The sequence below is a fragment of the Paenibacillus sinopodophylli genome, assembly GCF_005930355.1.
GTDB classification, from domain to species: Bacteria; Bacillota; Bacilli; order Paenibacillales; family Paenibacillaceae; genus Pristimantibacillus; species Pristimantibacillus sinopodophylli.
This window is the reverse complement of the sequence record NZ_VDBO01000001.1, coordinates 2,050,152-2,062,444: the sequence shown is the minus strand read 5'-3', so window position 1 is coordinate 2,062,444 and position 12,293 is coordinate 2,050,152. Positions and strand designations below refer to the sequence as shown.

Here is a 12,293-nt window from a genome sequence, read left to right as displayed (position 1 = left end):
GGATAGCCTCTGCCGAATAGACATAATTACAGTCTTGAAAACGGGTTACCATCCGGTTATACCGTTTGACGCGGCGGCTTATCAACCAGAGATGCACGAATTACACAAAGATCGCCGTATCTTTGTTCCAAAAGGAGGTGGCCTGTTTTTGCAGCATGCGTGCATGGCTGCGGAGGCAGGAACTCATTGAATGACCCCATGCCGATTAGTTTGTCCTTGGTTCTCATTTTTTTGCTCGTTTCGCTAAATGCTTTTTTTGTCGCTGCTGAATTTGCGATGGTGAAGGCAAGAGGAAGCCGAATGGATATGCTCGCTTCGGAAGGGAATTCCCGCGCTAAGCGGGCTGCACATATGATGGGGAATTTAGACACGTATTTGTCGGCATGCCAGCTTGGCATTACGCTGGCTTCACTAGGACTTGGCTGGATTGGAGAGCCGGCAGTTGCCAAAGTAATCGCACCGGTACTGGCATCAATCGGTATACGTAGTGAGATGTTCATCCATACGTTCTCTTTTCTAATTGCTTTTACCTTTATTACCGTGCTTCATATTGTGTTAGGTGAGCTTGCCCCCAAGACGGTGGCCATCCGCAAAGCGGAGACGGTTACGTTGTTGGCCGCTGCGCCGTTAATTCTATTCTATAAAATAATGTCCCCTTTTATATGGCTGCTAAATGGGATGGCGAATCAGCTTCTTCGCAGAGTGGGCATCGAGCCAGCTAATGAGAAGGACTCAGCGCATACAGAGGATGAAATACGGATTCTAATGCAGGAAAGCCATAAAAATGGATTTATTGATAAGACGGAGCTTACGCTCGTTGACAATATTTTCGACTTTACAGAAACGAATGCCAGGGAAATTATGATTCCGCGCACGGAAATGATTTGCCTTAATACGAGCCATACAATGGCTGAGAACAAGGAGCTTGCTCTTGAGCAGATGCTGACTCGTTATCCGGTTTGTGAGAACGACAAAGACAATATCATCGGCTTTGTTCATATTAAAGATCTGCTGAAGGATACGCGGCACAACCTTTATGATATTAGGCAGATTACAAGGCCGATTACAACGGTACCCGATTCGATGCAAATTAGTATGCTGCTAAAGCTGATGCAGAAACGCAGGTCGCAAATCGCGATCCTCATCGATGAATATGGCGGTACTTCGGGTCTTGTGACGCTTGAGGATATTATGGAGGAGATTGTTGGAGAAATTCAAGATGAATTCGACGAAGAGCGTGACCAAATGGAGAGGTTGGATGATGGTACTTATTCGGTCAGCGGACTCATGCTGATTGAGGAAGTGAACAGCTTCTTCGGGCTTGATATTGACACGGATGACTACGATACGATTGGCGGATGGATGTATGCGAGAATTGAAATGCCGCCAACTAGCAAGCAACTTGTCCAGTATGGAAGTGAGTATGAATTTATCATAGAGGAAACGGACCATCTGCGCATTTCTCGTCTGCGCATTCGCTCTATTGGAAAGATGACTAGAGGCTCGTATGGTCAGCAGTTGGATCAGCAATTAGAATGATGATGACGTATGAAAAAGGCTGCTACGCACATGCCAGCATGTGTATAGCAGCCTTTATTGAAATATAGAGAAGTATATCATTTTGTCATTCTTTCTCTATATTTCTCGGAATGAAACGCGCCGCGCCGCCAAAGAAAGGCGACAGCCGGTTTATCTTGTTTAGTGCATTAAGCTTGTTTGGCTAGCACGGCAGCGGAATCGATCTTCTGAACCGTCTCTATCGTGCCGCCTCCAAGACAGACAGCTCCGTCAAAAAGAACAACGGCTTGTCCAGGAGTAACAGCTTTCTGTGGTTTATCAAATACAATGTGTGCTTCTCCGTTCTCCAAAACGGTGACGCTGACACCTTGATCAGGCTGGCGATAGCGGAATTTGGCCGTACAGCGAATGCTTTCACCAGCCGCAACAGTCGGTACAATCCAGTTCATTCCGCTCGCCGTTAAGCTCTTGGAGTAGAGGCTGTGATGCTGCTCCCCTTGTACGACATACAAAATATTTTGCTCCAAGTCCTTATCAGCAACGAACCAAGGCTCGCCCGAGCCTGAACCGCCGATGCCAAGTCCTTGCCGCTGGCCTAATGTGTAATACATAAGACCGTCGTGGCGACCCTTTCTCTCACCTGTTTGAACATCGATCATATCGCCGGCTTGCGCAGGCAAATAACCGCTGAGAAAGGTTTTGAAATTGCGTTCGCCAATAAAGCATACTCCTGTACTGTCTTTTTTCTTCGCCGTATACAAACCGGCTTCCTCGGCAATCCGGCGAACTTCCGGTTTAGGAAGATGACCAATCGGAAACATAGCTTTCGCCAGCTGCTTCTGATTCAAAGCGCTGAGGAAGTAAGTTTGGTCCTTGTTGGTGTCGACACCGCGCAGCAGCTTGGTCACTCCATCTTCCGTACGCTCGACCTGCGCGTAGTGGCCTGTTGCCAAATAATCAGCACCAAGCTCCAACGCACGCTGAAGGAAATCACCAAACTTAATTTCACGGTTGCACATGACATCGGGATTCGGCGTGCGGCCGCGTTTGTATTCATCCAAGAAATAAGTGAATACCTTATCGAAGTATTGCCGTTCAAAATTGACGGTATAGTAGGGAATGCCGATTTGCTCACATACGCGGCGGACATCTTCCGAGTCCTCTTCTGCCGTGCAATGTCCGAATTCATCGGTATCATCCCAGTTTTTCATGAAAATGCCGACAACGTCATACCCTTGCTGCTTCAACAGCAGCGCAGTAACGGATGAATCGACGCCGCCTGACATGCCGACGACAACTCTTGTCGAAGCTATTGGTTTATCCACTGTAAACACCACCTTGCTCGAATCAAACAACTATTATTGTATCATAGGAAGCAAATTATTTCATGAAGTAGTCAAGCTTTTTGCACACGGCGCACGCGTGATATGTTAACATATAAGTGTAATGGGAATACAGAGATTTAAAGCTAATATTCCAGACAGATGAATGATTGACTATAAAAACGACTAAAAGAGGTGCCACTTTGAAAATATCGACGAAGGGCCGTTATGGCTTAACTATTATGATGGAGCTTGCGGCTAAATTTGGGGAAGGCCCAACATCGCTCAAAAGCATCGCTGAGCGTAACCAGCTTTCCGAGCACTATTTGGAGCAATTGGTAGCACCGCTTCGCAATGCAGGGCTTGTAAAAAGTATCCGAGGCGCATATGGCGGTTACATTCTATCGAAGGATCCAGAAACAATTACATCTGGAGATATCATCCGTATTCTAGAAGGACCTATCTCACCTGTTGATTTTACGGAAGAGGACGATCCAGCGAAACGCCAATTATGGCTTAGAATTCGTGACAGCATCGCTGAGGTGCTTGATTCAACCACGCTTGCGGATCTTATTAATTTCGAAGACGCTGGCAAACCAGACAGCTATATGTTCTACATTTAAAGGAAGCTGACCTATGACTATACATTATTTCGACCATGCAGCTACTACCCCAATGCACCCTGACGTTGCCAGAGCAATGCTGGAGGTTATGCAAGGTCCTGGCGGCAATTCGTCTAGTATGCATGCGTTTGGGAGAGCGGCTAAGCTTCGTCTTAACCGCTCACGAGATGTAATATCGGCTGCAATCGGCTGTAAGCCTTCGGAGCTGCTATTCACTTCTGGAGGCACCGAAAGCGACAACATGGCCATAATCGGAGCGGCTAGAGCTATGCGGAGGCGCGGCAGGACGCATCTCATTACTTCTGCGGGCGAGCATCACGCCGTACTGCATACCTGTGAGTGGCTTGCCAAGGAAGAAGGCTTCACATTAACGGTATTGCCGGTTGACCCTGCCGGGCGGACATCCCCAGAGCAGGTTCGATCCGCAATTACGTCAGAAACAGCGCTCATCAGCATTATGCATGGCAACAACGAAGTAGGTACGCTCCAGCCAATTGTAGAAATCGGCAGCATAGCACGGGCTGCTGGTGTCCTATTTCATGTAGACGCCGTTCAGACACTAGGCTGGTTCGACTATCGACTTAGAGAAATGCCAGTTGACTTAATGAGTTTCTCTTCCCACAAAATTAATGGACCTCAGGGCGTTGGTGCCCTTTATGCAGCTACAGGAACTCCACTTGATCCCCTTCAGCATGGCGGCTCACAGGAACGAAAACGCAGGGCAGGTACTGAAAACATCGCAGGTATAGTTGGTTTTGCTGCTGCTGTTGACATTTGTGTGAACGAACGAAAAAAAAAGCAACCTTTTATGGACGAGCTTCGTAAGAGATGGATAGAACTGCTTCATGATCATGCAGAGGTTCCCCTCATTATGAATGGGAGCGAACAGGAGCATTTGCCGCATATCGTCAACATCAGCTTTATCGGAGTTGATACCGAAACGATGCTTATGAATTTGGATATGGAAGGCATTGCTGCAGCAAGCGGCTCCGCATGCACCTCGGGTGCGCTTGAACGTTCGCATGTGCTTAGGGCGATGGGGCTGCCTGATGAACAAATTCAATCTGCCGTAAGATTTAGCTTCGGTTTGGGGAATACTATGGAGGAATTAGAAGATGCCGCGCGTAAGATCGGTTTAATCGTGAGGCGTATTCGTAATAACTACTAGGAGGACTCCGCTAAGCGTGATTAAACTTCAACGGCTTATTGGACTTCCCATCATCGTGATCCATTCCGGAAGGCTTGTTGGTACGGTCAAGGATGCTTGGTTCGACGAGCATTGGCAGTTGAAGGGACTGATCCTTGATTGCCCCAGATGGTTCGTTTCGACAGTGAAAATAATCGAGTGGACTCACGTCGTATCCTGCGGCGAGGACACCGTTATTATAACGGGCGAAGCGGCGATCGGTCGGATGAAGTCGAAGCAATTGCTGCGTTCCTTTTATACCGGATTAGTGAAGCTAAAGGACTTACCCGTCGTAACGGTACAAGGAATTCAACTTGGCCGGGTGTCGGATGTTTATTTTTACCCGAAAGAGGGTACACAAATAGTAGGCTACGAGCTTACGGACGGTTTTGTTTCGGATCTGATGGAAGGGCGCAAATGGCTGAGGGCGCCGAGTGATCCGGATAGCGTATTACTCGGGGAAGACGCGATTATCGTTTCTGCTGTCAGTGAAGCGGAATTGGAGCCTGTCGCAGCTTCCAATTTCAGAGAATAGGGAGAAATGAAAGATGATGAGATGTCCGAATTGTAATTCGAAAGATATCGGAAAGATCGGTTCCCACCAGTTTTATTGTTGGGGCTGCTTCATAGAACTGACAGTTAACGGCGAGAAAATGTCGGTTTACCAAGTGGAAGAGGATGGCACGTTAAGCTCGCTTGACGATTTGTTCTTTGAAGAGGAAATGACGCAGATTCACGTCAACTGACGTGCTTCTTAATAGAATGACTACATGGAGACGGTCTTTGACCGTCTTTTTTTGCTGTTTGCGGATGATTTCGGGCGCTTGTACATATACTGAATTAGTTCCGCTTGCTCAGTCTTGCGCTAGCTGGAAAATGAAAGTTCGGGGGTGAAGACGGTGGAGCGCTTTACAAAGAACCGTCTGTTCATATGGCTTGTTTATGGTATTCTTGGATTGCTGGCTATCTATCTGATGCTGCAGATCAAGCCGCTCATCGTGAGCATATACGTATTTGTGAAGGCGGTGTTCGCACCGTTTGTTATCGCCATGATTATTTCGTACGTCCTAAATCCGATCGTTACCATGCTGCATGAACGGAAGGTGCCGAGAACAATTGCTGTGCTACTCATCTATGCGGTGTTTTGTGCGGTCATTACCGTGCTGCTCGTTAATTTGATCCCCATGTTCATCAATCAGGTGCAGGAGCTTAATCGACATGTGCCCGAGCTGTCTATGCGAGCACAAAATATCGTAACGGATATTAACAATACTTCGTTTCTGCCAGAGAGTATCCGCGGCGGTCTTAATAAATCACTCGTTCATATTGAGAAAAAGTTAACGGAGAGCTTGTTTAACTTCGTAAATAACATCGGCTCCATGGTCAATGCCGTTTTTATCGCGTTCATCATTCCATTCCTAGCGTTCTATATTCTGAAGGACTTTGATGTATTCGAGCGGACCGTTATTACATACGTGCCCAAATCGCATCGCAAAAACACGGTCAGGCTGCTGAAGGATATTGATACGGCGCTCGGCAGCTACATAAGAGGGCAGTTTCTCGTTTGTATTATTGTTGGTGTCCTTGCCTATTTCGGCTATCTGATGATTGGGATGCCCTACGCGCTGCTGCTGGCCGGTATTGTCGCCATTACGAATGTCATTCCTTATCTAGGCCCATTCTTTGGGGCGGCTCCTGCACTGCTGATGGCTTCAACGGTCTCGATCAAAATGGTCATCTTGGTTGCAATCATTAATACGCTGTGCCAAATTCTTGAAGGCAATGTCATATCTCCGCAAGTCGTGGGAAGGACGCTGCATATGCATCCTTTGTCCATTATATTTGCGCTTCTAGTTGGCGGCGAAATAGCAGGAATCGTTGGCATGATACTAGCCGTTCCTATATTTGCAGCGTGCAAGGTCATTATTCAGCATATGTTTGCTTATTACGTGCGGAGAAAGATTATTTGACAGGTTGTAAGGCTCTAGCTATAATTTTAAAATAATCAAGTGTCAATATAAGGTCATAAAACGTTGACGAATTGAAGTAAGCCAATGCCCGTTAGCCAGAGAGAAAGCTTCTTCGCAAGGCTGCCTGCCAGTCCATTGCGTCGGTTGAGAAAGCTTTTATGACGAAGGGTGGCCGAAAGCTCTTTTCGGAGTGTGAATGAACTTCACCGGGTAGATCCGTTAATGTCTAATGAAGGCGATTGCTCCTGCTTCTTGAAGCGTGCAATAACCAGGGTGGTACCGCGAATTTTTTTCGTCCCTGTCTATGACAGGGGCGTTATTTGTGTTTAATGATGAAAAGGGGGCTTATTATTATGAAAGCTAGTGAAATCCGTTCCAAATGGCTCGCTTTTTTCGAGAGCAAAGGTCATAAAATCGAACCAAGCGCATCGCTTGTCCCGCATAACGATCCATCCCTGCTTTGGATTAATGCCGGAATGGCGCCGCTCAAAGCTTATTTCGACGGCCGTATCGTACCAGAGAATCCGCGAATTACCAACTCGCAGAAATGTATCCGTACGAACGATATCGAGAATGTTGGCAAAACGCGCAGACACCATACATTTTTTGAGATGCTGGGCAATTTCTCGATCGGCGATTATTTCAAGGAGGATGCCATCACTTGGGCATGGGAATTTCTAACTGAGCCGAAGTGGATTGGCTTCGATCCGAACCGCTTATCCGTTACTGTATATCCAGAGGATGAGGAAGCCTTTGCATTCTGGAACAAAAAGATCGGACTTCCTGAAGAACGCATCTACAAGCTGGAAGAAAACTTCTGGGATATCGGCGAGGGTCCATGTGGACCTTGTACTGAGATTTTCTATGACCGCGGTGACAAGTACGGTGACCTATCTGACCCGGAATGCTGGCCTGGCGGGGAGAATGAGCGTTTCCTTGAAGTATGGAACGTCGTATTCTCGCAATTCAACCATAACAAGGATGGCAGCTATACGCCGCTTCCAATCAAGAACATCGATACAGGTGCAGGACTTGAGCGTTTCGCTTCCATTCTACAGGACGTGGATTCTAACTTCGACACCGATTTGTTCCGTCCGATTATTGACCGCACCTGCGCTCTTGCCAAAGTAACTTATAAAGTGAACGAGGAGCATGATATTGCTCTTAAAGTAATCGCTGACCATATCCGTACGGTTGCATTCGCGGTAGGTGATGGCGTTATGCCTTCCAATGAGGGTCGCGGCTATATTATCCGCCGTTTGCTCCGCCGTGCTGTCCGCTACGGAAAAACGATAGGCATTGACCGTCCTTTCCTGTATGAGCTTACTGCCATCGTAGGCGAAGTTATGGGCGTATATTATCCGGAGGTTGTGGAGAAACGCGAGTTTATCGAGCGTGTTATCCGTACGGAGGAGGAGCGCTTCCATGAGACATTGTCTGATGGACTGGCCATGCTCTCTGACTTGGTAGACGCGGCTGCAAAAGCCGGCAATAAAGAGATTAACGGTGATGATGCTTTCCGTCTATATGACACGTATGGTTTCCCATTCGATTTGACGGAAGACTTTGCGTCTGAGAACGGTATGACAGTTGACCGCGGCGGGTTCGACGCGGCAATGGAAGCACAGCGCGTGCGTGCGCGTGCAGCCCGTCAAGACACTGGCAGCATGAAAGTACAAGGCGGCCCGCTTGGCGAATTTACGATTAAAAGCGAGTTTGTTGGCTATAATGAATTGGTATCTGAATCCAAAATCATCGCAATTGTTCAAGATGATTTGTTAGTCGAAAGCGCGGCAGAAGGCAGCAAGGTGCTCGTCATTCTAGACCGCACCCCGTTCTATGCGGAGAGCGGCGGACAAATCGGAGATAAAGGAACAATCAAGGGCGATGGCTACACGCTGGAGATTATCGATGTTACGAAGGCGCCTCATGGGCAAAGCGTACATCATGCTGTCGTTGTCGAAGGCACTGCTCGGAGCGGACAATCGGCACTGGCAACTGTGACGAGAGTCGTTCGTGATGATGTCATTAAGAACCATACAGCAACACATTTGCTTCACAAAGCACTCAAAGAAGTACTGGGTGATCATGTTAACCAAGCAGGCTCATTGGTGGAGGCTGAAAGGCTCCGATTCGATTTCTCTCATTTCGGCAGCATTACAGCTGAGGAGCTTGTTGAAATTGAACGCCGCGTGAATGAGCAGATTTGGATCGGCACGTCAGTTTCTATTGATATTAAATCTTTGAATGAAGCGAAAGCTATGGGCGCAATGGCGCTATTCGGAGAGAAATATGGCGATGAGGTGCGTGTGGTTCAAGTCGGCAGCTATAGTCTAGAGCTTTGCGGAGGCTGTCACGTTGGAAATACTTCGCAGATCGGTCTGTTCAAGCTGCTAAGCGAGAGCGGTATCGGTTCAGGTGTTCGAAGAATTGAAGCCGTTACAGGCAAGCATGCGTATAACTACTTGGAGAGTCAGCTTGAACTGCTGAAACAATCTGCAGGACTGCTCAAATCGAATACGAATGATGTGCCAAAACGGATTGAAGCATTGTTCGGTCAAGTGAAGGAGCTGTCTCGCGATAACGAATCGCTTCAGGCTAAGCTCAGCCGTATTGAAGCGGGTTCCCTTGAACAAAGTGCCAAAACCGTCGACGGCATCACCGTTCTGTGCGCTAAGGTTAATGCACCTACGATGGATGCACTTCGCGGAATCGTAGATGAGCTGAAGCTGAAGCTGGAATCAAGCGTAATCGTGCTCGGCGCAATTGCCGATGATAAGGTTAACCTTGCGGCTGCGGTTTCTGCAGACTTGGTCAAAAAAGGTTTCCATGCAGGGAAAATTGTAAAAGAGGCTGCTGTTCATTGCGGTGGAAGCGGCGGCGGACGCCCGGATATGGCGCAAGCAGGCGGAAAAGATACATCAAAGCTGGATGAAGCTTTGAAACTTGCGGAAGAACTGGTTCTGAGTCAAACAAATGTGATATGATATAGAAGAATATCTCATTGAAAAGCGGTATGGAAAGCGAGGTGCTGGCGATGAGTTCCATGGACCAAACAATGAAATTTAACGTGACGGCGGAGGGGGTTGAATCTTCTCAAGACATTCTGCTATCTGTGCATGAAGCGCTTCTTGAGAAAGAGTACAATCCGATTAACCAGATCGTTGGGTATCTGCTGTCCGGAGATCCCGCGTATATTCCGCGGCATAACAACGCCAGGAGTTTAATTCGCAAAAAAGAACGAGACGAATTAATTGAGGAGCTTGTCCGGTTTTACCTCAGCCACAAGAAACAATAATACATTAGGCAGGAGCCGGGCGAGACATGAGATTAATGGGATTGGATTACGGTGACCGCAAGATTGGTGTTGCTGTCAGCGACGCCTTTCGCTGGACCGCTCAAGGAACCGAGGTTATTGAACGCAGGCGAGACGGCAGCGAGCTTGACCGAATTGCTGCATTAGTTAAGGAGCATGAGGTTAGCGAGATCGTATTGGGTCTGCCTAAGAACATGAACGGTTCCATCGGTCCGCGAGGGGAAATTAGCATTGAATTCGCGGAGAAGCTTAAACAGAAATTAAACATACCTGTTCACCTTTGGGATGAAAGGCTGACTACGGTAGCTGCCGAACGTACGCTTATTGAAGCGGACGTCAGCCGAAAGAAGCGAAAGCTCGTAATAGACAAAATGGCGGCAACGCTTATTTTGCAAAATTATCTCGATTCTAAAGCGAAAAGGTGAGGGTAAACATGACAAAAGAAAACTTGGAATACGAAGAGCCGGAAATTATTTATATCCCGGATGAAGAAGGTAACGAGGAAGAATTCGAAGTTATCATGAAATTCGAGGTTGATGGTTCCGATCAGAAATATATGATGGTTGTTCCGCTTACAGGCGAGAACGAAGAGGAAGACGAGGTTTACGCTTTTCGTTATGAAGAAGAAGGCGATGACCTGAAGCTTTATACAATCGAGGATGAAGAAGAGTGGAACATGGTTGAGGAGACGTTCAACACGCTCCTTGGCGAGATGGAGGAAGAAAACTAATGTCAGGCAACGAGCATGAGGCTCCTAAGAAGCTGAACAGTCTTAGAACCGCTTTCGGCAATGAAATTGAGCTTAAAGCAGAGGACGGCAGCGTAGAGGTATATGATATTAAAGCTGAGTTCCAGCTGGGTGATCGTATTTATGCGGCACTCCAATCAGATCCAATGCGTGGTGAGGAAGATGTCGAGCTCTTCCGCGTCATACAAGTAGGCGGAGAACCGCAGCTTGAGAACATTGAGGATGATGAAGAGTGGGAAGCAGCGTCGGAAGCTTATGACGATCTGTTGTTTGCCACAGATGAGCGTCCTTAGTTATCGATATGCGTATATGCAGGTCAACGAGAGAGCGGTTTATAACCGCTCTTTTGTTCAAGTATAGGGATGTTTATTCATAGGCATTGCCATTAGGCAAGTCGAAGCAGAAGCTGAGCCGCCATCATGCGGAATCAGCCATTTCGTCTGCGCAGTCTAAGAAAACATGATTTAGAAAACAGATGAGGGGGTCTAAGTTTGGACAAGTCATCACAGCAGGCTGAGCAGCAAGACCGCTATTCGCGACAAGGTCCTAAGCGCAGCCGGATTACGTTATGGGTTATTTTGAGCTTACTAGGCATTATGATTATCGGTGCTGGCAGTGTCGTCTTATACGTCTGGAGCAGCTTGCAGCCAACGAAAGCTGGAGAAGTGCAGCGGCTGGAGGTTCCGAAAGGCACATCAGCGAACGAGGTAGCCGACTTGCTGGAGCAGCAAGGCATGATTAAGAACTCATTTATTTTTAAATATTATTTGAAGTTGAAAGATCAGGGCGGCCGATTCCAGGCTGGCATCTATGAGCTTTCACCAGGAATGGATAATGATGCGATCATTGCGAAGCTGAACGCTGGTGACACCGTTGCAGCAGAGACGATCCGTTTCACGATACCGGAAGGATATACGGTTCTTCAAATTGCTGATAAGCTTGCGGCAGAGAAGCTGATAGACAAAGAGAAGTTTATTAACCTTGTAGCCACGCAGAAAATATGGGGAGATGCAGAGGCTGTTCGCTCGATTCCTGAGAGTGACAAGCTTCATGAGCGTCTGGAGGGCTACCTTTTCCCAGAAACGTATGAAATGAAGATAGACAGCACAGAGGAGGACATTATTAATCGGATGGTCTCCGAGCTTGATCGAAAGCTTGCTGAGCTTCCTGAGGGCTGGCTGGATGTGCTGGACGAGAGAAAAATAACGTTCCATGATCTGTTGACGATTGCCTCACTAGTTGAGCGTGAAGTTGTAGTCGACAATGAAAGAGCGCTCGTTGCCGGCGTTATTTATAACCGTATCGCCGATGGAATGAAGCTGCAAATCGATGCTACCGTGCAATACTCACTGGATAAGCCCAAAGAACGTTTATACGAGAAGGATCTGCTCGTCGACAGTCCTTACAATACGTATAAAGTAGAAGGCTTGCCGCCGGGGCCAATTGCAAGCCCTAGCCTTGCATCGATTCAGGCAGCACTCTATCCAGAGGATAGTGAATACTTCTTTTATGTGACCAAAAAAGACGGCAGTCAATCGCATTTGTTTGCGAAAACGTACAAAGAGCATTTGAGAAATATCGAAAAGAGTAATCAGACCGCTGGGTAAAAC

Annotated in this window: 13 protein-coding genes; 12 read left to right on the top strand and 1 reads right to left on the bottom strand. The window is 47.4% G+C overall.

Annotation, left to right across the window (positions count from 1 at the left end; all coding sequences use genetic code 11):
* The first annotated feature begins 186 nt into the window (after positions 1–186).
* Positions 187–1,539, top strand: coding sequence for a hemolysin family protein (locus FGT79_RS09105; protein WP_246096233.1), 1,353 nt, complete (start codon positions 187–189; stop codon positions 1,537–1,539).
* A 167-nt stretch (positions 1,540–1,706) separates the two neighbouring features.
* Here the strand turns inward: FGT79_RS09105 and mnmA are convergent, their stop codons facing one another.
* Positions 1,707–2,843 carry a tRNA 2-thiouridine(34) synthase MnmA gene (gene mnmA, locus FGT79_RS09100; RefSeq protein ID WP_138752360.1) on the bottom strand — a complete coding sequence of 379 codons (1,137 nt, stop codon included), beginning with the start codon at positions 2,841–2,843 and terminating at the stop codon, positions 1,707–1,709.
* Between the two features lie 200 nt (positions 2,844–3,043).
* On the opposite strand from mnmA, the gene cymR reads away from it, so the two are divergent.
* The 11 genes from cymR to mltG all read left to right on the top strand — a co-directional run bounded on the left by cymR (position 3,044) and on the right by mltG (position 12,290).
* Entirely contained in the window at positions 3,044–3,463 is a 420-nt protein-coding gene (cymR, locus tag FGT79_RS09095) for a cysteine metabolism transcriptional regulator CymR (protein WP_054027272.1), read from the top strand.
* 13 nt (positions 3,464–3,476) lie between these two features.
* A complete protein-coding gene (locus FGT79_RS09090) occupies positions 3,477–4,631 on the top strand; it encodes a cysteine desulfurase family protein (protein ID WP_138752359.1) in 1,155 nt (384 codons plus the stop codon).
* A 16-nt stretch (positions 4,632–4,647) separates the two neighbouring features.
* Complete coding sequence (locus FGT79_RS09085) at positions 4,648–5,184, top strand: PRC-barrel domain-containing protein (RefSeq protein ID WP_138752358.1); 537 nt, start codon at positions 4,648–4,650, stop codon at positions 5,182–5,184.
* Between the two features lie 13 nt (positions 5,185–5,197).
* A complete protein-coding gene (locus FGT79_RS09080; protein WP_138752357.1) occupies positions 5,198–5,395 on the top strand; it encodes a hypothetical protein in 198 nt (65 codons plus the stop codon).
* Positions 5,396–5,548: 153 nt separating this feature from the next.
* The gene (locus FGT79_RS09075; protein WP_138752356.1) at positions 5,549–6,619 is read left to right on the top strand and encodes an AI-2E family transporter; all 1,071 of its coding nucleotides are present in this window, start codon (positions 5,549–5,551) and stop codon (positions 6,617–6,619) included.
* A gap of 353 nt (positions 6,620–6,972) precedes the next feature.
* Positions 6,973–9,606 (top strand): alanine--tRNA ligase, encoded by a 2,634-nt coding sequence (alaS, locus tag FGT79_RS09070; protein WP_138752355.1) that lies wholly within the window; start codon positions 6,973–6,975, stop codon positions 9,604–9,606.
* Positions 9,607–9,656: 50 nt separating this feature from the next.
* The gene (locus FGT79_RS09065) at positions 9,657–9,917 is read left to right on the top strand and encodes an IreB family regulatory phosphoprotein (RefSeq protein ID WP_138753008.1); all 261 of its coding nucleotides are present in this window, start codon (positions 9,657–9,659) and stop codon (positions 9,915–9,917) included.
* A gap of 26 nt (positions 9,918–9,943) precedes the next feature.
* On the top strand, positions 9,944–10,360 hold the full coding sequence (gene ruvX, locus FGT79_RS09060) for a Holliday junction resolvase RuvX (RefSeq protein ID WP_138752354.1): 417 nt from the start codon (positions 9,944–9,946) through the stop codon (positions 10,358–10,360).
* Positions 10,361–10,368: 8 nt separating this feature from the next.
* Complete coding sequence (locus FGT79_RS09055; protein ID WP_138752353.1) at positions 10,369–10,665, top strand: DUF1292 domain-containing protein; 297 nt, start codon at positions 10,369–10,371, stop codon at positions 10,663–10,665.
* On the top strand, positions 10,665–10,976 hold the full coding sequence (locus FGT79_RS09050; protein ID WP_138752352.1) for a DUF1292 domain-containing protein: 312 nt from the start codon (positions 10,665–10,667) through the stop codon (positions 10,974–10,976). Before FGT79_RS09055 ends, FGT79_RS09050 begins: the two co-directional genes overlap by 1 nt.
* A 198-nt stretch (positions 10,977–11,174) precedes the next feature.
* Positions 11,175–12,290 (top strand): endolytic transglycosylase MltG, encoded by a 1,116-nt coding sequence (gene mltG, locus FGT79_RS09045; protein ID WP_281285913.1) that lies wholly within the window; start codon positions 11,175–11,177, stop codon positions 12,288–12,290.
* Positions 12,291–12,293: the final 3 nt, after the last annotated feature.

Bases quoted from the DNA above. Each gene is read 5' to 3' on its own strand.
- FGT79_RS09090 (WP_138752359.1), top strand. From the start codon at position 3,477: ATGACTATACATTATTTCGACCATGCAGCTACTACCCCAATGCACCCT.
- FGT79_RS09080 (WP_138752357.1), top strand. From the start codon at position 5,198: ATGATGAGATGTCCGAATTGTAATTCGAAAGATATCGGAAAGATCGGT.
- alaS (WP_138752355.1), top strand. From the start codon at position 6,973: ATGAAAGCTAGTGAAATCCGTTCCAAATGGCTCGCTTTTTTCGAGAGC.
- FGT79_RS09065 (WP_138753008.1), top strand. From the start codon at position 9,657: ATGAGTTCCATGGACCAAACAATGAAATTTAACGTGACGGCGGAGGGG.
- ruvX (WP_138752354.1), top strand. From the start codon at position 9,944: ATGAGATTAATGGGATTGGATTACGGTGACCGCAAGATTGGTGTTGCT.
- FGT79_RS09055 (WP_138752353.1), top strand. From the start codon at position 10,369: ATGACAAAAGAAAACTTGGAATACGAAGAGCCGGAAATTATTTATATC.
- FGT79_RS09050 (WP_138752352.1), top strand. From the start codon at position 10,665: ATGTCAGGCAACGAGCATGAGGCTCCTAAGAAGCTGAACAGTCTTAGA.